The sequence below is a fragment of the Tabrizicola sp. genome (assembly GCF_031377265.1).
Taxonomy (GTDB): Bacteria; Pseudomonadota; Alphaproteobacteria; order Rhodobacterales; family Rhodobacteraceae; genus JAUYQR01.
This window is the reverse complement of the sequence record NZ_JANMET010000040.1, coordinates 1-19,696: the sequence shown is the minus strand read 5'-3', so window position 1 is coordinate 19,696 and position 19,696 is coordinate 1. Positions and strand designations below refer to the sequence as shown.

22 protein-coding genes and 1 tRNA gene are annotated in these 19,696 nt (G+C 63.0%); 10 read left to right on the top strand and 13 right to left on the bottom strand.

Translation table 11 applies throughout. From position 1 onward, the window contains the following. Entirely contained in the window at positions 1 to 1,002 is a 1,002-nt protein-coding gene (locus tag RMO18_RS02325) for an endonuclease/exonuclease/phosphatase family protein (protein WP_309663713.1), read from the top strand. Here RMO18_RS02325 and RMO18_RS02320 read toward each other — a convergent pair. Continuing rightward, on the bottom strand, positions 966 to 1,874 hold the full coding sequence (locus RMO18_RS02320) for an epimerase (RefSeq protein ID WP_309663712.1): 909 nt from the start codon (positions 1,872 to 1,874) through the stop codon (positions 966 to 968). The two genes, RMO18_RS02325 and RMO18_RS02320, sit on opposite strands and share 37 nt — an antisense overlap. Positions 1,875 to 1,959: 85 nt before the next feature. On the opposite strand from RMO18_RS02320, the gene RMO18_RS02315 reads away from it, so the two are divergent. The 5 genes from RMO18_RS02315 to RMO18_RS02295 all read left to right on the top strand — a co-directional run bounded on the left by RMO18_RS02315 (position 1,960) and on the right by RMO18_RS02295 (position 6,114). Then, positions 1,960 to 2,835, top strand: a complete 876-nt coding sequence (locus RMO18_RS02315) for a LysR family transcriptional regulator (protein WP_309663711.1) — start codon at positions 1,960 to 1,962, stop codon at positions 2,833 to 2,835. 69 nt (positions 2,836 to 2,904) lie between these two features. Next, a complete protein-coding gene (leuB, locus tag RMO18_RS02310; RefSeq protein WP_309663710.1) occupies positions 2,905 to 4,011 on the top strand; it encodes a 3-isopropylmalate dehydrogenase in 1,107 nt (368 codons plus the stop codon). A gap of 47 nt (positions 4,012 to 4,058) precedes the next feature. Further along, a complete protein-coding gene (locus RMO18_RS02305; RefSeq protein ID WP_309663709.1) occupies positions 4,059 to 4,919 on the top strand; it encodes a DMT family transporter in 861 nt (286 codons plus the stop codon). 96 nt (positions 4,920 to 5,015) lie between these two features. After that, positions 5,016 to 5,981, top strand: coding sequence for a DMT family transporter (locus RMO18_RS02300; protein ID WP_309663708.1), 966 nt, complete (start codon positions 5,016 to 5,018; stop codon positions 5,979 to 5,981). A gap of 56 nt (positions 5,982 to 6,037) precedes the next feature. Further along, positions 6,038 to 6,114, top strand: a tRNA-Pro gene (locus RMO18_RS02295). 129 nt (positions 6,115 to 6,243) lie between these two features. Here the strand turns inward: RMO18_RS02295 and RMO18_RS02290 are convergent. The 7 genes from RMO18_RS02290 to fghA all read right to left on the bottom strand — a co-directional run bounded on the left by RMO18_RS02290 (position 6,244) and on the right by fghA (position 11,258). Then, positions 6,244 to 7,143, bottom strand: coding sequence for an ornithine cyclodeaminase (locus tag RMO18_RS02290; protein WP_309663707.1), 900 nt, complete (start codon positions 7,141 to 7,143; stop codon positions 6,244 to 6,246). Then, positions 7,140 to 7,763: an HAD family phosphatase gene (locus RMO18_RS02285; RefSeq protein ID WP_309663706.1), complete on the bottom strand. Its 624-nt coding sequence runs from the start codon at positions 7,761 to 7,763 to the stop codon at positions 7,140 to 7,142. Before RMO18_RS02285 ends, RMO18_RS02290 begins: the two co-directional genes overlap by 4 nt. Beyond that, on the bottom strand, positions 7,753 to 8,685 hold the full coding sequence (locus RMO18_RS02280; protein ID WP_309663705.1) for a DMT family transporter: 933 nt from the start codon (positions 8,683 to 8,685) through the stop codon (positions 7,753 to 7,755). Before RMO18_RS02280 ends, RMO18_RS02285 begins: the two co-directional genes overlap by 11 nt. Positions 8,686 to 8,975: 290 nt before the next feature. After that, positions 8,976 to 9,431, bottom strand: coding sequence for a hypothetical protein (locus RMO18_RS02275; RefSeq protein ID WP_309663704.1), 456 nt, complete (start codon positions 9,429 to 9,431; stop codon positions 8,976 to 8,978). Positions 9,432 to 9,518: 87 nt separating this feature from the next. Further along, positions 9,519 to 9,977 carry a YaiI/YqxD family protein gene (locus RMO18_RS02270; protein WP_309663703.1) on the bottom strand — a complete coding sequence of 153 codons (459 nt, stop codon included), beginning with the start codon at positions 9,975 to 9,977 and terminating at the stop codon, positions 9,519 to 9,521. Further along, the gene (locus tag RMO18_RS02265) at positions 9,974 to 10,435 is read right to left on the bottom strand and encodes a CAP domain-containing protein (protein WP_309663702.1); all 462 of its coding nucleotides are present in this window, start codon (positions 10,433 to 10,435) and stop codon (positions 9,974 to 9,976) included. The genes RMO18_RS02270 and RMO18_RS02265 overlap by 4 nt, the downstream gene beginning before the upstream one ends. Beyond that, positions 10,428 to 11,258 carry an S-formylglutathione hydrolase gene (gene fghA, locus RMO18_RS02260; protein ID WP_309663701.1) on the bottom strand — a complete coding sequence of 277 codons (831 nt, stop codon included), beginning with the start codon at positions 11,256 to 11,258 and terminating at the stop codon, positions 10,428 to 10,430. The genes RMO18_RS02265 and fghA overlap by 8 nt, the downstream gene beginning before the upstream one ends. 260 nt (positions 11,259 to 11,518) lie before the next feature. On the opposite strand from fghA, the gene RMO18_RS02255 reads away from it, so the two are divergent. Further along, positions 11,519 to 12,523 carry a TerC family protein gene (locus RMO18_RS02255; RefSeq protein ID WP_309663700.1) on the top strand — a complete coding sequence of 335 codons (1,005 nt, stop codon included), beginning with the start codon at positions 11,519 to 11,521 and terminating at the stop codon, positions 12,521 to 12,523. Between the two features lie 63 nt (positions 12,524 to 12,586). On the opposite strand, the gene RMO18_RS02250 is transcribed toward RMO18_RS02255, so the two are convergent. The 3 genes from RMO18_RS02250 to mbfA form a co-directional block, all read right to left on the bottom strand. Beyond that, a complete protein-coding gene (locus tag RMO18_RS02250; protein ID WP_309663699.1) occupies positions 12,587 to 13,657 on the bottom strand; it encodes a nitronate monooxygenase in 1,071 nt (356 codons plus the stop codon). A 158-nt stretch (positions 13,658 to 13,815) separates the two neighbouring features. Further along, entirely contained in the window at positions 13,816 to 14,511 is a 696-nt protein-coding gene (locus tag RMO18_RS02245; protein ID WP_309663698.1) for a nitroreductase family protein, read from the bottom strand. Continuing rightward, a complete protein-coding gene (mbfA, locus tag RMO18_RS02240) occupies positions 14,511 to 15,488 on the bottom strand; it encodes an iron exporter MbfA (RefSeq protein ID WP_309663697.1) in 978 nt (325 codons plus the stop codon). The genes RMO18_RS02245 and mbfA overlap by 1 nt, the downstream gene beginning before the upstream one ends. Before the next feature lie 157 nt (positions 15,489 to 15,645). Here mbfA and RMO18_RS02235 point away from each other — a divergent pair, with 157 nt between their 5' ends. Both RMO18_RS02235 and RMO18_RS02230 read left to right on the top strand, forming a co-directional pair. Next, on the top strand, positions 15,646 to 15,822 hold the full coding sequence (locus RMO18_RS02235; RefSeq protein ID WP_309663696.1) for a hypothetical protein: 177 nt from the start codon (positions 15,646 to 15,648) through the stop codon (positions 15,820 to 15,822). A 68-nt stretch (positions 15,823 to 15,890) separates the two neighbouring features. After that, a complete protein-coding gene (locus RMO18_RS02230; protein ID WP_309663695.1) occupies positions 15,891 to 16,520 on the top strand; it encodes a TetR/AcrR family transcriptional regulator in 630 nt (209 codons plus the stop codon). Here RMO18_RS02230 and RMO18_RS02225 read toward each other — a convergent pair. Both RMO18_RS02225 and accD read right to left on the bottom strand, forming a co-directional pair. Further along, a complete protein-coding gene (locus RMO18_RS02225; protein WP_405053989.1) occupies positions 16,517 to 17,755 on the bottom strand; it encodes a bifunctional folylpolyglutamate synthase/dihydrofolate synthase in 1,239 nt (412 codons plus the stop codon). The two genes, RMO18_RS02230 and RMO18_RS02225, sit on opposite strands and share 4 nt — an antisense overlap. A gap of 29 nt (positions 17,756 to 17,784) precedes the next feature. Continuing rightward, positions 17,785 to 18,693 (bottom strand): acetyl-CoA carboxylase, carboxyltransferase subunit beta, encoded by a 909-nt coding sequence (accD, locus tag RMO18_RS02220; protein ID WP_309663693.1) that lies wholly within the window; start codon positions 18,691 to 18,693, stop codon positions 17,785 to 17,787. 141 nt (positions 18,694 to 18,834) lie between these two features. On the opposite strand from accD, the gene RMO18_RS02215 reads away from it, so the two are divergent. Next, positions 18,835 to 19,629: a cytochrome b/b6 domain-containing protein gene (locus tag RMO18_RS02215; protein WP_309663692.1), complete on the top strand. Its 795-nt coding sequence runs from the start codon at positions 18,835 to 18,837 to the stop codon at positions 19,627 to 19,629. Positions 19,630 to 19,696: the final 67 nt, after the last annotated feature.

Genomic DNA, 19,696 nt, shown 5'->3' with positions numbered 1-19,696 from the left:
ATGGCCGAGCCTTTGCGCGTGGCCACCTACAACGTCGATCTGGATCGCACCGGTCCGGGGCTTTTGGTGCAGGATCTGGCAAAGGGCGAAAAGCCGCAGATCGCCGCTTTGGTGCGGGTGCTGGTGGCGCTTGACGCAGATGTGCTGCTGCTGACGGCGGTGGATTATGATCGCGGTCAGGTGGCGCTTTCGCTGCTGGCGGACAAGCTGGCTTCGGCGGGTGCGCCCTACCCGCACCGTTTTGCCCTGCGCCCCAACACCGGCCTGCAGACCGGCTTTGACATTGACCGCAACGGCAGCATCGGCGACCCCCGAGATGCGCAGGGCTTCGGGCTGTTCTCGGGGCAGGGCGGGATGGCGGTGCTGTCGCGCCTGCCAATTGATTCCGATGCGGCGCGCGATTTCTCGGCCTTCCTGTGGAAAGATCTGCCCGGCACCCTGACCGAAGACCCCCCCGATCTTGCCGCCGTGCAGCGCCTTGCCACAACCGGCTTTTGGGATGTTCCCATCGTCACCGACGCCGGCCCGCTGCACCTTTTGGCCTGGCACGCCACGCCCCCGGTCTTTGACGGGCCGGAGGATCGGAACGGCAAGCGCAACCATGACGAGGCGGCCTTCTGGCGGCTGCTGCTGGAGGGAGCGCTGCCGATGCCGCCGCCCGACGGCCCCTTCGTGCTGCTGGGCGATGCCAACCTTGACCCCAATGATGGCGACGGACGGCGCGAAGGCATTGCCGCGCTCTTTCGTGATCCGGCCCTGCAAGACGTTAGCCCCAAAGGCAGCCATGGCCGGTTGGAGGCAACCCAGTCCGGCGATCCCGCAATGGATACAGCCCTTTATGATGCGATTGGCGGACTGCGGCTGGACGTAGTTCTGCCCTCGGCCGGGCTAAATGTCAGCGATGCGGGCGTGCTGTGGCCGCCAGATACTGACCCGCTTGCCGCCGATCTGGCCGCCGCCTCGCGTCACCGCCCTGTCTGGGTGGACATCGCACTGCCCTGAGGCCCAAGCGCCAGCAGATGCGCCGCAATCACCTCGTCCAGCGGGGTGTCGCGGTAGTCGGGCAGCCAGTGGCGCAGGGTTGCAGGGTCCATCTGATGCGGAAAGCTGTTCAGATACAGCATCTCGCGCAGCTCGCGCGCCAGTTCCCAGAACGGGCTGACCAAGGTAAAGAACCACAGCGGGAAATGCGTGACCTTCATCGGCCGGCCGGTCAGCCGCGCCACTCGCGCCGCCAGATCGTTGATCGTGAAAGCATGGCCCGCAAAGGGGATGTCGGCATAGGCTGGCAGCGCCGTGCCCAGGTCCACCAGCCCAACCGCTGCCCGCGCCATATCGGGCAGATAGGCATAGGCATGCAGCACATCCGAAGGCCCCATCGCGGTGATCTTGCCCTTACCGACCTTGGACAGGATCATCCGGTTCATCAGCATCTGTGGCGCCTCCGGCAGCAGGAAATCCCCGCCGCGCAACAGGATGGTCCGTGGCCCGCCATGTTCAGCGGCCTGCCGGTAGCTGGCCTCCATCGTCGCGCGGATGCGCCCTTTGCGACTGTTCGGCCGGTGCGGGGTGTCAGGCCCCCACGGCCCCGGTTCCTTGCCATAGGGATAGACGTTGCCCGGTACCAGAACCGTGGCGCCGCTGGCCCGCCCCGCCGCGATGACCTGGGCCGTGATCTCGGGGATCAGCTTTTCCCAGTTGTGATAGCCGGGCGGGTTCAGCCCGTTCACGATCAACTGTGCCCCACGCGCTGCCGCTGTCATGTTGGTGCCGCGCTTGTAGCGGTTCACCGTCCAGCCAGCCCCTTGCAGGGCCAAAGCGACCTGCCCGCCAAACCCGCCAGATGCGCCCAGAACCAGTGCTGTCTTTGCCATGATCAACTCTCCTTTCCGCATCTTATCTGGCATTCAAGGCCAATAAGGAATTGCATGAAATGGTGGATAGACTATTCATTTATGAATGGAAAAGCTCGACTGGTCCCTGATCCGATCCTTCCTTGCCGTGGCCGAGGCGGGGTCGTTGTCCGCCGCCGCCCGCACCACCGGGATCAGCCAACCCACCCTTGGCCGCCATATTCGTGAGGCTGAGGCGGCGCTGGGCTTGGCTTTGTTTACCCGCATCGCCAAGGGTCTTTTGCCAACCGATGCAGGCCTTGCCCTGATGCCTGCTGCCCGCACAATGCGGACGGCGGCGGCTGACCTTGCGCTGACCGCCGCAGGCCGCGCCACCGGGATGGCAGGCACCGTCCGCATCACCGCCAGCCGTGTCGTCTCCAACACCATTCTGCCGCCGATCCTTTCGGCACTCAGGGCCGAGGAGCCGGGTATCCAGATCGACCTTGTGCCTTCGGACACCACCGAGAACCTGTTGTTCGGCGAAGCTGACATCGCCCTGCGCATGTATCGCCCCACCCAGCTTGACCTAGTCGCCCGGCATCTGACGGACCTGCCTCTGGGCCTTTATGGCGCGAAAACCTATCTGGGCCGCGCAGGCACACCCACCACGATCGACGCCCTGATGCAGCTGGATTTCATCGGGCTGGACCGGTCCGACCAGATCATCAAGGTGATGGCCGCGTTGGGGTTTCCGGTGACGCGCAGTTTCTTTCCCCTGCGCTGCGATGACCCACTGGCCTACATTGAACTGATCCGCGCGGGCTGTGGCATCGGGGCGATGCTGCGCCGGATCGGCGATCCAGACCCCGCGCTGGAACGGATCGACGGCCTCATTACCTTGCCCAGCCTGCCGGTCTGGCTGACCGCCGCCCCCACCTTGCGCCAATCCCCCCGCCTGCGCCGGGTGTGGGACGCTCTGGCCGCCGCCTTCGCCGATTAAGCCTTCCAAGCTTGACCGCCACGGCCCAAGCGGCTAGGCGAACACCGTCAGAATTGCAGGAGCACGCCCGTGGCCAACCCATCCCTTCTCATCCTCGCCGGCGACGGCATCGGCCCGGAAGTCATGGCCGAGGTGAAAAAGATCATCGGCTGGATGGGTGCCAAACGCGGCGTCACCTTCGATGTGTCCGAAGACCTGGTCGGCGGCTGCGCCTATGACGCGCATGGCACGCCGCTGACCGATGCGACGATGGCCAAGGCACAAGCGGTGGACGCAGTGCTTCTGGGTGCGGTCGGCGGCCCGAAGTACGACAAGCTGGATTTCAGCGTCAAACCCGAACGCGGCCTCTTGCGCCTGCGCAAGGAGATGGACCTGTTTTCCAACCTGCGGCCCGCCCAGTGCTTTGATGCGCTGGCCGATTTCTCGTCGCTCAAGAAAGAGGTCGTCGCGGGCCTTGATATCGTCATCGTCCGCGAACTCACCTCCGGCGTCTATTTCGGCGAACCGCGCGGCATTTTCACCGAAGGCAACGAGCGTGTTGGCATCAACACCCAGCGCTACACGGAATCCGAGATTGCCCGCGTCGCCCGCAGCGCGTTCGAACTTGCGCGCAAGCGCAGCAACAAGGTCTGCTCGATGGAGAAGGCCAATGTGATGGAAAGCGGCATCCTGTGGCGCGAGGTGGTGCAGGAAATCCACGACAAGGAATACCCCGATGTCGCCCTGTCGCACATGTACGCCGACGCCGGTGCGATGCAGCTCTGCCGCTGGCCCAAACAGTTCGATGTGATCGTCACCGACAACCTGTTCGGCGACCTTTTGTCCGACATGGCCGCGATGCTGACCGGATCGCTCGGCATGCTGCCCTCGGCCAGCCTTGGCCTGCCGATGGCCAATGGTCGCCCGAAGGCGCTGTATGAACCCGTGCACGGTTCCGCCCCCGATATCGCGGGCACGGGAAAGGCCAACCCGATCGCCTGCATCCTGTCGTTCGCCATGGCGCTGCGCTATTCGTTTGCAATGGGGGATGAGGCGACGCGGGTCGAAAAGGCGGTGGAAAAGGTGCTGGCCGATGGCATACGCACCGCTGACCTGATGGGGCCGGAGGGTGGCGTGCCCGTCACCACCAGCCAGATGGGCGACGCGGTGATCGCGGCGCTGGACGCCAGTCTCTGACCCAAAGGCGCGGCGAACCCCCTTCAAAACCAGAGGAGCGCCGCGCAATGCCCAAGCAGTCCAACCTGATCGGCGCTTTGCTGGGGCTGCTGGCGATGGGTCTGTTTGCCGCCTCCGATATCACCATCAAGGCGCTTGGCAGCAGCTACAATCCGTTCCAGATCATTTTCTTCGCGGGTCTTATGTCGGTACCACTGATCGCGGGCCTGGCGATGGCCGATCCAACCGCCGCGCCGCTACGGCCAGTGCAGCCCCGGCTGATGGCGCTGCGCTGCATCGTGGTTCTGGTGAACGGCATCTTCGGCACCTATGCCTTCGCCACCCTGCCGCTGGCGCAGGCCTATGCGATCTTCTTCACCATGCCGATCTTCGTGACCTTTCTGTCGGCGGTGCTGCTGGGGGAAAGGATCGACCTGCCGCGCGGCATGGCGGTCCTTGCGGGGCTGGTCGGCGTCATCGTGGCGCTGGACCCCGGGCGAGCGACCCTGCAATGGGGCCATGCAGCTGCCCTTGCCGGTGCGGTGGTAGGGGCGGGGAACTATGTGATCATCCGCGTCAGCGGCACGCAGGAGCGGACTGTCGTCATGATCCTCTATCCGCTGATGCTGCAACTCTTGGTGGCCGCGCTGGTGCTGCCGTTCGTTTACACACCAATGCCGTTCGGCGATCTGGCGCTGACCGCGCTGATGGCGACCGTCAGCTTCGCGGGCTATCTCGCGATCATCTCCGCCTATCGCCGCGCGCCCGGAATCGTCGTGGCACCGATGCAGTATTCGCAGATCATCTGGGCCGCAATCTTTGGCGCGCTGCTGTTTGACGAAGCGATGAGCGCGCAAACCATCCTCGGCGTCGCGGTGATCATCCTGGCGGGTATCGTGATCGTGGCGCGGCAGGATAAAGCGGCCTGACGCCGTGCAACCTGCCCTTGCGTCTGCCCGGCTTTGGCGCAAAAATGCCCGGCGTAACGGCGGTGCAAGACCGCCCCTTTTTCGGACCTTTGCAGAATGAATTCCTCCCTTCGCGGGGCGCTGTTGTCGCTGGCCGCCTTCGGCTTTTACGCGACCCACGATGTGGTGGTGAAGCTTTTGGGGGCCGATTACACGGCCTTCCAGATCATCTTTTTCTCCGGGCTGATGGGGTTTCCGCTGGTGACCATCATGCTGATGGGCGACAGGCGCGACGGCACGCTGATCCCGCGCCATCCGTGGTGGACAGCACTGCGCACCGTTGCGGCGGTGGTGACCGGGGTGATGGGGTTCTTTGCGTTTTCCAAACTGCCGCTGGCGCAATGCTATGCGATCTTCTTTGCAATGCCCCTGCTGATCACGCTGATGGCCATTCCGCTGCTGGGCGAAAAGGTCGGGCCGCGCCGCGGTCTGGCAGTGATTGCCGGTCTGATCGGCGTGATCATCGTGCTGCGCCCCGGCGGCGGCGATGGCCTTGGCATCGGCCATCTGGCGGCGCTGGGTGCTGCGGTCACCGGGGCGCTGACCTCGGTCATCGTGCGCAAGATCGGGTCTGAGGAACGTTCGGCAGTGCTGATGCTCTATCCGATGGTGCTCAGCTTTCTGGCGATGGGCGTGATCATGCCCTTCGTCTATGTGCCGATGCCGGTGGAGGATCTGGCGCTGACGGCGGTGATGGCGGGCCTGGGAATGCTGGGCGCGCTGGCAATAATCGCGGCCTACCGGATCGCCCCGGCGGTGATCGTGGCGCCGATGCAATACAGCCAGATCATCTGGGCCGCGCTCTATGGCTGGATGTTTTTTGACGAAAGCATCGATCTGTTCACGGCCATCGGCACTGGGGTGATCATTGCCTCGGGCATCTATATCGTGCTGCGCGAGGACACACCTTTGGTGTCGCAAAACCGCCCGGTTCTGGAAAGCCGGTCACGGCTGGACATCGGCACCACACCACGCATCTCCAGCTGGTTGAAGCGGTTCGAACGGGGCGCGGACCGGGGGTAACGCGCGTCCGGCCTCTTGCATTGGTAAGCGGTTCGGTTTAACCCCCCGCCCACGGTCGGAGCGTAGCGCAGTCTGGTAGCGCACCTGCTTCGGGAGCAGGGGGTCGGAGGTTCGAATCCTCTCGCTCCGACCATTTCCCGATCTTAGTCCAGCGGTTTTCAGACGGAGCGCGGCCATGGCCGCGCAAGTCTTTTGCCTCGCCGGCGCGGCCGGGGCCGCTTGGCTCAGGGTGCTTGGCGAAAGTACTTTTGCAAAGAGCAAATCAGCTGCGGTTGCGCCAGCGTTCCGCGATGTAGCTGGCGGTCATCAGGTCCAGATGCGCGCCGCCGCCGTTCTTGGCGATGGTGATCTCGTCGGCAGAGCGGCGGGTGAACAGCGCCGGGTCGTCGTAGAAATCGGCGATCACATCCGCCTCGGTGATTGCCCCCGACGCCAGCGGTTCGATCAACTCGCCAATGTGGTGCAGCGTGGTGGCGCGGCTGTCGACAAAGATCCGCGCCCGCGCCATGGCGGTGTCGTCAACCTCGCGCATGCCAGGTTTGTAGGCGCCGATCAGGTCGAGGTGCTGTCCGGGTTGCAGCCAGTCGCCCTTGATCAGGGGGGCGCTTGCCATCGTGGCGCAGCAGATGATATCGGCCCGGCTCGCCGCATTCTGCAGGTCATCGACCACCGGCAGACCCATCGCCTCGGCCGAGGTGCTGCTGCGGCTCCACACCGAAAAGCGGGCATCGGGAAAGGCGCTGGAATACGCCTCGACCATTGACCGCGCGACGGTGCCCGCGCCGACCAGCAGGATGTTCCGCGACCCCTTCCGCGCCAGCCGGGTTGCCGACAGCAGGCTGTCCCCGGCGGTCTTCCACTTGGTCACCAGGTGGAAATCCACCAACGCGGTCAGCTCGCCGGTCAGATTGTCAAACAGCGTCACCGCGCCGTTGACCGTTGGTTTGCCAAGTGCAGCATTGCCCGGATGCACCGTCGCCACCTTGACGAGCGCGCCCATGCCGTCGATCCAGGCGGCACGGTCCAGCACCGTATCGGCACCACGATAGAGGAACAGATCCTTGACCTCGGCCCGTGGCAGCCGGTGGCCAGCCTCGATTGCCGCCATCTGGCCGGCCCAGGTCAGCAGGGCCTCCGCCTCTTTTGGCACGATGGTGATCATAGCCCCGCCTCCGTTTCTGTCAGCAATCCCTCGGCCACCAGACGCGCCGCCCAGCCTTGCCAGCTTTCGAACTGATGCGTCCGCCACCCGCGCCGCGCCGCCGCCGTGATGTTTTCCGCCTTGTCGTCAGCGAACAAAAGCCGCTCCGGCGCGATGCCGCAATCGGCCTCCACCATCGCATAGATCTGTGGATCGGGTTTGACCACGCCCATCCGGCCTGACACGTATTCCCGGTCAAACTCGCTGAGGAAATCCAGCCTGTCGCGGGCTTCCTCATAGGAATAGCTGCCGAAATTGGTGAGCGAGAACACCGGCACGCCCTTGGCCCGCAGCGCCCGCAGCAGGGCGATCGAGCCTTCGATCCGGGGGCTGGCCAGCTCGATCCAGCGATCATACCACCAACGGATTTCGACCGCCCAATCGGGATGCTGGTCAGCCGTCGCATAGATCGTCTCGCGAAACAGCGCGCCCGCATCGACGCGCAAATTCATCTCATGCAGGTCCACTGCGGCAAACAATTCCTGACGCCGGTCGATCCCGATCACCCGGTCATAAAACGCCTCCGGCTGCCACCGCGTCAGCACATTGCCGATGTCGAAGATCACCGCCTCAGGCTGCATCACCCTTCCTCCGCGCCGTTTCCCGCCACAGCGTATAGAGGCCCGAACCGCAAATGAGCGCAATCCCCACCCAGGCCGTCAGGTCCGGGAAGGTGCCGAAAACCAACGCACCCCAGATGATCGCCGCAGGCATCCCCACATATTCGAAGGGGGCGACCAGCCCCGCCTCGGCCGTGCGGTAGGCTTGCGTCACCATCATGCCGCCGATGCCGACCGCCAGCCCGGTGGCAAGGAAAATCGGCCAGTCTGCCATCGGCGGCCAGATCCACGGGCGGAACAAAAATGCCCAGAGCTGATCATCGGTTGCCAGATGCCCGTCGCCGGCCCAAAGCCCCATGGCGGCGCTGACCAGAATGAACCCGGCCTGCACATAAAACCCCAGTGTCATCGCGCTTTCCGTGGCCCCCATCTGCCGCGCCAGCAAGTTCCCGGCGGCGTAAAGGATGGCCGAAATCAGCACCAGCACCGCCGCGGGCTGAATCACCCCCGCCCCGGGGCGCAGCATGATGATCACGCCCACCATGCCGAGGATCACCGCCATCCAGCGCCGCGGCCCCACGGTTTCATGCAGGAACACCACCGACAGCACGGTTACCGCAATCGGGCTGACAAAGGCCACCGCCACCGCATCGGCCAAAGGCATTGCTGCAAGGCCGATGAAAAACGTGACGTTCGACACCATCACGATGGCGACGCGCAACAGATGTGTGCGCGGCCGCGCGGTGACCAGCTGCCGGAACCCGGTGCCGGAAAACCCGATGAAGCACAGGATGAACGCCATCGCCACAAAGGCGCGGATCAGCATCACCTGATGCAGCGCATAACCCCCCGACAGGAACTTGATCGCCACGTCGTTGACGGAAAAGATGATCGTGCCGCCAGCGGCAAAGAGGATCCCGGTCAGGGCTTGATTTCGTGCCATGGCGGCAGATGACCCCGCAGGCCGGGCGGCGTCTGTTCTGGCCGCGACATGCGGCGGCGCAGGTGGCAGGTCACTCGCTGTTGCCGCGCCCTATCTGCACCTCATCCCGCAGGTGTCCAATTTCCTCTCGGCAGAACACCCGCTCCGAGTCCGCGCACGTCTGTCCAAGGACAGGGTTTTGCTGGTGGGATGACTTGCAGGGCCCTTGGAGCAAGGCGCACAGCGGTAATATCCGGGTCGAAGAAAGGCGGATCTGGGGGCAGACGTTCCTTGCCCCAGATCCGGAACTCTCAGGGGTTGGTCGCCGGGGCGGCTGTCTCAGCCGTCGCCGCTGCAGCGGCCATTGTGTCGATCTGCGTTTGCAGGGCGGCGGCCTGATCGGTCAGGGTGGTCTTTTCCGCCTCTAGCGTGGCTACCTGCCCGGTAAGCGCGGTCTTTTCGGCCTCAAGCGCGGCCAACTGTTCGGCCAGCGCAGCCTTGTCAGCTTCCAGCGCGGCGATGGTTTCGGCAAGGCCTGTGTTGTCGGCCTCCAGTGTCGCGACAGTTTCTGCTCCGGTGGTCTTGTCCGCCTCAAGGGTTGCGACAGTTTCGGAAAGGGTGACCTTCTCGGCCTCAAGGGCCGTGACGGCCGCTGCCTGCGTGGTCAGGTTGGACTGCAAGGCGTTGCCCTTCTGGCTGCTTTGATAAGCAAAGAAGCCAAGGATGGCCACCGCAGCAACCAGAAGACCCGTGACCAGATTTCTCATGCGAAGCTCCACTGTTGCCGTTCCGGGGCAACCTGACCACAACCCGTGCCGTCACACAAGATATTCGCGGCTGGTATGCCCGGGTGCCTAACGGGTCGCGCCTGCCCGCAGAACCCGGTCCAGCACATCCAGAAACCGGCTGCGGTCGGTCTTGGAAAACATCTTGCCGCCGCCCTGACGGAACGGGTCGGCGGCGCGCAGATCCGTCATCAGATCGCGCGTGGCTAGCGCCATGCCGACATTTGCCGCCGTCAATTCCTCGCCATTGTGCTTGACCACCCGCGCGCCCTTGGCCACGCAACGCGCGGCCAGCGGGATATCCCCGGTCACCACAACATCGCCCGGCCCGCACTGATCGGCGATCCACTTGTCAGCCTCATCCGGTCCGGCAGCCACGAACACGCTTTCCACCAGCGGGTTCTGCGACGGCCTGATCCCGCCATTCGACACCATTACCATCCGAACGCCAAGGCGCGTGGCCACCCGCTCCGCCTCGGCCTTCACGGGGCAGGCGTCCGCGTCGATAAAGATCCGGCGTTGCGTCATGGTGCGGCAAACACCTGCACCCAGTAGTAGCGCAGCGCAAAGCGGCCGCCCCGCAGCGGCTGGTCATCGGGTTGGTAGACCACCGCAATCCCGGTATCGCGAAAACCGCAATTCAGGATGTTGCGGCGGTGGCCCGCGCTGCCCAGCCAGCTTTGCATCACCGCTGCCGCCGAGGATTGCCCCGCCGCAATATTCTCCGCCGCCGCGCTATAACTGTAGCCCTGCCCTCTGATCCGCCCGGAAAACCGGCTGTCATCCTTGCCCGCATGCGCAAAGAAGTTCTGCTCGGCCATCGCATCGGCATGGCCCTTCGCCGCCGCCACCAGGCTGGCGTTCATAGCCAACGCTGGACAGCCCGCCTTGGCCCGCACGCCGTTCACCGCCGCCAGCACCGCCTCGGCACCACCCGCCGAAACCGGCGCCGCCATCGCCAGCATTAGCAGCAGCGCCCTAAGCATGCAGGGCAGCGGCATGAAACGCCATGTGCTCTTCCATGAAGGTCGCGACGAAGAAATAACTGTGGTCATAGCCCTTCTGCATCCTGAATGCCCCACCTTGCCGGGCCACCGCCATCGCTTCGGCCAGCGCTTCGGGGCGCAGCTTGTCCAGAAACTGGTCCGCCGTGCCCTGATCCACCAGCATCGGCCCGTCAAAACCGCGCTTGCGCATCAGCAGTGTCGCATCATGTGCCGCCCATGTCGCCTCATCCGGGCCAAGATAGGCAAGAAACTGCGGCCTGCCCCAATCGCTGGCCACCGGATTGCAGATCGGCGCAAACGCCGACACGGAGCGGAACCGCCCCGGCAGGCTCATCGCGATGGTCAGCGCGCCGTGCCCGCCCATCGAATGCCCGGTGATCGCCTGGGCCGCTTCGGCCACGGGGAAGGCGTTGAACAGCACGCGCGGCAATTCTTCGGTCACATAGTCCCACATCCGGAAATGGCTGGCCCAAGGGTCGCGCACCGCGTTCACATAAAACCCCGCCCCTTGCCCCAGATCAAAAGCCGGATCGTTGGCCACCCCTTCACCCCGGGGCGAGGTATCGGGGAACACCACCGCAATCCCCATTTCCGACGCCCATCTTTGCGCCCCCGCCTTGACCATCGCGTTTTCATGCGTGCAGGTCAGCCCCGACAGAAACCACAACAGCGGCACCGGCCCCTCTTCGGCCTGTTCGGGCAGGAACAGCCCGAAGGTCATCTCAGCCCCGCATACCGCCGACGCATGGGCATACACCCCCTGCACCCCGCCAAACGCCCGGTTTTCCGAAATCGTCCGCATTTTTCACCCCGTCATCACCGCCCGCTTTCGTGTCACGCCGCCCCTTCAATGACAACCCGTCCCCGAAAACCCGCGCCTGCCGTCTTGTACTCGCAGGATAGTATGCTATCTCCGTCAAGCGGACCGGGCCCCTCTGGCGTCGGGCATCTTTGCCCAACGTGATGTCGGACCGCATCGAGTAGCGCTCGATGCCATGCCCGGTGATGCATTCTACAGGCATGATGTTCAGCGCTTTGGCGAAACCCAAAAGGGACATTATAATGGAATTTCTTCTCTACGACTTTCTCGGCACGCCCGCATGGATGTGGTTCTTGTTCATCGGCATCGTGATCGCCTTGCTGATCTTCGACCTTGGCGTTCTCAACAAGACCGACCATGAAATCGGCGTGGCCGAAAGCCTCCGCCTCTCAGCGCTCTACATCACACTTGGCGTCGGCTTTTCCGGCTTTGTCTGGTGGCAGATCGGGGCCGAGGAATCCAAGCTCTACCTGACCGCCTTCGTCGTGGAAAAGACCCTGGCACTCGACAATGTCTTTGTCATCGCGTTGATTTTCACATATTTCGCCGTGCCCCGCATGTACCAGCACCGCGTGCTGTTCTGGGGCATTCTGGGCGTCATCGTATTGCGCGGCATCATGATCGGCCTCGGCGCCACGCTGGTCGCACAGTATTCGTGGCTGCTCTATGTCTTCGCGGTGTTCCTGATCGGCACTGGCATCAAGATGATGTTCACCGATGACACCGAAATGGACATTTCGCAGAACCCGCTGCTGAAATTCATGAAGAAACGCATGAATGTCACGGACGAGCTGCATGGCCATGACTTCTTCGTCAAACAGCCAGACCCGGCCACTGGCAAGATGGTGCGCTATGCCACCCCGCTGTTTCTGGCGCTGGTGATGGTCGAAATTGCCGACCTGATCTTTGCTGTAGACTCGGTGCCAGCGGTGTTCGCAATCACCACCGACCCGTTCATCGTCTACACCTCGAACATCTTCGCGATCCTTGGCCTCAGGGCGCTGTACTTCGCGCTGGCCGCCGTGCTGCACCGGTTCCACTATCTCAAATATGCGCTGGCGCTCTTGTTGGTGTTCATCGGGTCCAAGATCTTTGTTGCCGATCTTCTGGGTCTGGAAAAGTTCCCTGCCAATCTGTCGCTTGGCATCACCTTTGGCATCCTTGCCGCCGGTATCGGCTATTCGCTTTGGCGCAGCCGCAACGATGCGCCGATGATCGGTGAAGAAACCAAAAAAGGCCACAGCTAAGGCCCCGTTCCGGCGCGGGCAGGGCAACCTCCTCGCGCCGGAGCCACTGTTTGTGTTGGCAGGCTAAGCTGTCGACACCCTGCCAAAAGCCTGCGCCGTCTCGGCAACCAGTTGGCGAAGCAGTTCCGCTGCGGGCAATTCCCGATTCAGCGCTGCCGCTTGCCCGTACAGATGGAACGACGCCTCGTCATCTGCTGCCGCAGCCTCGATCGGTCCGCTCAGCGCATACATCTGCTGAAACGCTGGTAACGGCTCGCGGGATCGGGCGATCTCTTCGGCATAGCGTGACCGCATTGCGCGCGCCGGTCTGCCAGAAAACGCGTTTGTCACCATCGTGTCGGTGTCCGTGGCACTGCGCAGCAGCGCCCGGCGCGCGGGGTCGGTTCCGGCCTCGGGGCAGGACAGAAACCCGGTGCCGATCTGCACGCCTGCAGCCCCCAGCGCGAATGCAGCCGCTATGCCCCGCCCATCACCAATGCCCCCCGCGGCAATCACCGGGACGCTGACCGCATCGGCAATCTGCGGCACCAGCGCGAGGGTGCCCACCCCTTCGCCGGGGTCGCGCGGTGTGTGCGATCCTCGGTGCCCTCCGGCCTCAAGCCCCTGCGCGATCACCGCATCCATGCCGCTGGCCTCCAGCGCACGCGCCTCGGCAACTGTCGTCGCCGAACTGATCAGCGTGATGCCAGCGGCCTTCAGCGCGGCAATCGCTGCGTGGTCGGGCATGCCAAAGTGAAAGCTGACCACTGCAGGCCGGATTTCTAGCAGAAGGGCCATATGATCGTCGCCAAATGCCGGGGGCAGGTCCGGCAGCGTGTCGGGCGGCACGCCAAGTCCCAGCGCATCGTACCATGGCTGCAACCGCTCTCGCGTGCGCTGCAAGATGGCCGCGTCGGTCTTCGGTGTGCCTGCGATGAAGAAGTTGAGGTTGAACGGCCGGTTGGTCGCCGCGCGCATCCGCGCCGCAACCGTGCGCACATCCGGCAAGGTCATCTCGGCGGAGCCAAGCGACCCAAGCCCGCCTGCATTGCAGACAGCACTGGCAAGCTCCGGCGTCGCTGCACCGGCCATTGGCGCCTGAATGATCGGATGCTCGATCTTCAGCAATTCGCAGAGGCGACGGTCAGGCCACATGGTTTCCTCCCAGACGCAGGGCTTGGGTATACATGGCGCAGCGGTCTTGGCACGAAAAAAGGTGGCACCCCGGCGCGCAATCCTTTCCAATTCCCTAACGGGCGCAGGAAAAGACAAATGAAATCAATGATCCGGATGTTGTCCACGCGTGGACAGCCTCACCCCCGGAAAATCGACATTATCTGATCCAGCCCCTTTTTCCGCTTGGCCACCGCCGGAACCGTAGCCCCCTCCGCCGGATACCCGACCGGCAGGATCATCACAGCTTTCTCATGCTCGGGCCTGCCACACAGGGCCCCCAAAAACTTCATCGGGTTCGGGGTATGTTCCAGACAGACCAGCCCGGCCTGATGAATGGCCGCGATCAGAAACCCCGTCGCGATCCCCACACTTTCAGGGACGTAGTAATTCTTGTATCGGGCCCCATCGTCAGTCACCCCATAGCGCTGGGCAAAGACCACGATCAACCACGGCGCGTCGGTAAGGTGGGGTTTGGAAACCCCCGTCCCGATCGGCTCCAGCGCGGCCAGCCACTCGTCCCCCGCACCGCCGGCATAGAAGGCGCGCTCCTCCTCCTCCGCCCCCTCGCGGATGCGGGCCTTCATCGCTGGGTCCGAGATCGCCACGAAATGCCAAGGCTGATGGTTCGCCCCCGAAGGCGCCGTCCCCGCCGCCGCGATGCCGGCCGCGATCACCGCCTCCGGCACCGGACGGGTGGAATAATCCCGCACCGAGTGGCGCTTCTTCATGTAGGCCAGAAACCCCTCCGCCGCCGCCAGCGCCTCGCCATCCGGGCGCTGCACCCGGTCGGGCAGGGGCAGTGCCTGATAATGAACCTCGCCTTTGCGATACATCAACCACCCCCGATCAACACCCCCGCAGCAAAGACCAGAGCACCGCCCAGCACAACCTGCAAAGCCGCGCGCAGGAACGGGGTTTCCATGTAGCGGTTCTGGATCCAGGCGATTGCCCACAACTCCACGAACACCACGACCATCGCTATCGTGGTCGCGGTCCAGAAATCGGGGATCAGATAGGGCAAGGCGTGCCCCATCCCGCCAAGTGTTGTCATCACTCCCGACGCGATCCCGCGTTTCAGCGGGCTGCCCCGGCCCGATAGCACGCCGTCATCATGTGCGGCTTCGGTGAACCCCATCGAGATACCCGCGCCAACCGACGCGGCAAGACCGACAAGCAAGGTGGTGTGAGTGTTCTGCGTGGCAAAGGCCGTGGCAAAGATCGGCGCTAGGGTGGAAACCGACCCGTCCATCAGCCCCGCCAACCCCGGCTGCACCCAAGTAAGGATGAACTGCCGCTTTGCAACCTGATCCTCGCCGTCCCGTGCGTCATCGGTCAGGTGCTCAGCCTCCAGTCGCCCAGCATGGCGCTCGTGCCCAGCCTCGGCGGCGGCGAGATCGCCGAGCAGCTTTCGCGTCGCCGCGTCGGACGTTCGGGCCGCGGCTCGGTGGTAGAAATCCTGAGCCGCATGTTCCATGGCCTGAGCTTCGCCTCGGATCGTCTCGAGGCTGAGGGTCTCGGCAAGCCATATCGGTTTGCGCGCGTAGAATCCGGCGACATGTTCGCGCCGGATCAGTGGGATCACCTCACCGAACCGCGCGCGATGCAGATCGATGAGCCGCTGACGGTGGCCATCCTCTTCGGCTGCCATCCCGTCGAACACCGCTGCCGAGGCCGCATAGTCCGCCCGCAGACGTTCGCCGTAACTGCGATAGATGCGGGCATCGTCTTCTTCAGACGAGATGGCCAGAGCCAGTATCTCTTGTTCAGAAAGATCTGAAAAGCGGCGTCGGGAGGAAAGGGAAGAAAGCATGATGCCGACCTTTTCTGGAATGATTCTAATGTAGCACGTAGATTGCCACAATCAATCTGGAAGAAAGTGAACTTGTAAGTTCATTTTTTGCTTGCAAAAGTGAACTGGGTAGTTCAGAAACGTTTTGAACCGAAGAGTTCATTCTAGGAGACACATGATGAAACCGTTCACTTCCGCTTTTCTTGCCCTCTCCCTTTTGGCATCGCCCTTGGCCGCACAGACGATGACCGTTCTGTTGCCTTCGCTCACCTTCCCGGATGGCACGCTGACCACCTCGACCAAAGGTTGCACCGCCGTTGAGGCAGTGCAGTCGGTTTGCGTCATCAAGGAATGACACGGCCCGCCGGATCGCTTGCCGCAGCTGGCTCTGATGCTCTATGGTTTGGGGCAGGGGAGAACATAATGGCAGTGGCAGAGCAGGCGGTCCGGCGCGGGCGTAAGTATGATCAGGTGCTGGATGGTGCCCGGTCGATCTTCATGCGTGACGGATTCGAGCGTGCGTCTGTCGATGACATTGCCCGGGAAGCGGGGGTCAGCAAGGCCACGATCTACGCCTACTTCCCGGACAAACAGCTGTTGTTTCTTGAGGTGGCAAGCCAGGAATGCCGCCGTCAGACCGAAGAGGCAGAAGCCTCGGTTGACGGCGAGGTGCATGTGCACGAGATGCTGACGATCGCAGCCCAGCGGATCGTTTCGTTCCTTGTGTCGGACTTCGGCCAGCGAATGTTCCGCATTGTGGTTGGCGAGGGTGAACGTTTTCCGGGACTTGGCCAGCAGTTCTATGAAAATGGCCCGGGGCTTATTCACACCCGATTGGCGTTTCACATGCGCCATTGTGTGGACCGATGCGAGCTTGAGATCGACGATGTGGATCTGGCGGCTGATCAGTTTGCACAGCTCTGCAAGGCCGGTGTGCAGGAAAAACTGCTGTTCGGCGCGGCAAAGACCATCACGCCAGCCGAGGCGTCACGGGTGGTGACAGGTGCCGTCGACATGTTTCTGGCGCGCTATGGGGTGAAGGTCAGCCTTTAGCCGTTTTCGCGCAGGATGGTTCCGGCCAGATACAGTGATCCACAGATCAGAACCCGCGCGTCAGGAGTCTTGTTTGCAATTTCTGCGAGGGCTTCGGTCACCGACGTGGCAGCCTTGGCGTTAAGTCCTGCGGCAAGTGCCGCGTCGCGCGTGGTTTCGGCGGCCAAGGTGTTCTTTTCGCCGGGAATCGAGACCGCGTGAAGCCGGGTCACCATGGGCGCAAGCGGGGTCATGTAGCCAACTACATCCTTGGTGTTCAGCATGCCGCAGATCAGATGGGTCTCGCGCGGCGGCATCCGAGCCAGCGTTGCGGCAACCGCCTGTGCTCCGGCAGGATTGTGCCCGCCGTCAAGCCACAGTTCCACTTTCGGCGCACTGTCGACAAGCGGGCCATGGCGCAGGCGCTGCATCCGGGCAGGCCAGAAGGCGTTGCTAACGGCCGCCTCGCATGCGGCTTCGTCACGACCAAGAAAACGCAGCGCTGCCAGCGCGGCACCGGCATTCTGGATCTGATGTGGGCCGGGCAGGTTTGGCAACGGCAAGTCGACAAGGCCATTCTCATCCTGAAAGATCAGGCGGCCACGGTCTTCGGAGACGTGCCAATGTTGGCCGTAAGCCAGAACCGGCGCCCGCATCCGCGCGGCCTTTGCCTCGATTACCGCCAACCCCTCATCGGTCTGCGGGCCGATGATTACCGGCACGCCACGCTTGATGATCCCGGCCTTTTCGCCTGCGATCGCTGCAACCGTGTCGCCAAGAAACGCCTGGTGATCCAGGCTGACCGGGGTGATGATGCATAGCTTCGGACTATCCACCACATTCGTCGCATCAAGCCGCCCGCCCAGGCCTACCTCAAGCAGCGTCCAATCGGCGGGCGTGCGGGAAAAGGCGAGGAAGGCGGCAACGGTGGTGATCTCGAAAAAAGTAATGTCACCGGGGCCATTGGCTGTGACGCATTCGTCCAGAAGGGCGGTCAGCGCGGGTTCGGAAATCAGCTCGCCTGCCAGCCGGATGCGTTCGTGAAAGCGCGCCAGATGCGGTGAGGTGTAGGCGTGGACGCGGTCGCCACCCGCCTCCAACCCGGCGCGGATCATCGCCTGGGTTGATCCCTTGCCATTGGTTCCGGCGATGTGGATCACCGGGGGAAGCCTGCGTTCGGGATTGCCCACTGCGGCCAGCAGCCGTTCCACGCGCCCAAGAGTAAGGTCGATGACCTTTGGATGCAGCGTCATCATCCTTTGCAGGATGGCATCAGAGCCGTTGGTCACGCCTTTGCCTGCTCCGCCACCTCGGAGGGCGCGGCAAGGTCACCCTTGATCGCTGGGGGCAGACCCATCAGCAAGCGGATCAGACCGACAAGTTCTTCCTTCATGGCTTTGCGATGCACCACCCGGTCCAGCATGCCGTGGTCCAGCAGATATTCGGCGCGCTGAAAGCCTTCCGGCAGCTTTTCCCGGATTGTCTGTTCGATCACCCGAGCCCCAGCGAACCCGATCTGCGCATTGGGTTCAGCCAAATGAACATCGCCCAGCATCGCATACGAAGCGGTCACACCGCCGGTCGTTGGATGGGTCAGAACCACAATATAGGGCAGTCCCGCCTCTTTCAGCATCTGCACAGCCACAGTCGAACGCGGCATCTGCATCAGGCTCAGCATGCCTTCCTGCATCCGCGCCCCGCCAGAGGCCGAAAACAGCACCAATGGCCTGCTCAACTGCACCGCGCGCTGGGCGGCTGCGATGATTGCGTTGCCGACATTCATCCCCATCGACCCAGCCATAAAGCTGAAATCCTGTGCTGCGGCAACAATAGGTGTGCGCATCACCTCGCCTTCGGCCACCAGCATCGCATCTTTCTCACCGCTGGCTTTCTGTGCAGCCTTTATCCGGTCTGGGTATTTCTTCTGATCGCGGAAATGCAACGGGTCTGCCACCGCGTCTGGCACTTTCACATCGGTGAAAATGCCGCCGTCGAACAGCGCTTCGAACCGCTCGCGTGGGCTGATCGCCATGTGGTGATCACAGTTGGAACAGACGTTCAAGTTACCCGCCAGTTCGCGGTGAAACAGCATCGTCCCGCATTCGGGGCACTTGGTCCAAAGATTCTCCGGCACCTCGCGGCGGGAGAACAGCGAATTGATCTTCGGGCGGACGTAGTTGGAAATCCAGTTCATGCGGTGCAGACCCTGCCCTTGCCTTGTTGACCCGAGATAAGCCGGGCAGGGCGGAATTGCAATCGGAACGGAACCGATCGGCGCGCCGAAACTTTTCCCGATGGGCTAACGTAGCTTGATCCGAACAACAGGGAACGGATCATGGACCAAGGCCCGCTCATCTACCGCCAGCGCCTTATCACCCGGCTAACTCATTGGATCTGGGCGGTTTGCCTGTTTTTCCTGATGCTGACCGGCCTGCAGATTTTCAATGCCTTTCCCAGCCTGCACATTGGGCTGGAAGCTGGATTTGACTATGACAACGCGATCTTCGCAATCGAAACCCGTGCAAACGGCCTTGATCTGCAAGGTGTCACACGGGTCTTCGGGACAGAGTTCGACACGACGGGCTTTCTTGGCGCCTCGAACGGCGAGGCGCGCGCCTTTCCCTCGGCGCTGACCATTCCGTCCAAGCAAAGCCTTGCGACGGGAAGGGTGATCCATTTCTTCTTTGCCTGGGTGCTGGTGATTACCCTTACGATCTGGCTGATCGCTTCGGCCCTGAACGGGCATTTGCGGCAGTTGATCCCGACACTGGCCGACCTGCGTGCCCTGCCGCGCGATGTGGCAGATCATGCGCGCCTGAGGTTCCACCATACTGCGCGCTACAACGTATTGCAAAAGCTCGCCTATGCCTCGGTTTTGTTTTTGGCCCTGCCATTGATGATCGCTACCGGGCTGTCGATGTCACCCGGCTTCAACGCGATTGCGCCGTGGCTTCTGGAACTGTTCGGTGGTCGCCAGACGGCGCGCACGATCCATTTCCTGACAATGGTCGCGCTGATCGGGTTTTTTGCGGTGCACATGCTGATGATTGTCGCCGCCGGGCCGATCAACGAAATCCGGTCAATCATCACGGGCTGGTACAGGACCGACGGGGAGAAAGACGATGCTTGATCGCAGAAAACTGCTGCTTGGTGGCGCGGCGCTGGCTTTGTCCGGCTGCAAGGTGTTCGACAGTGCC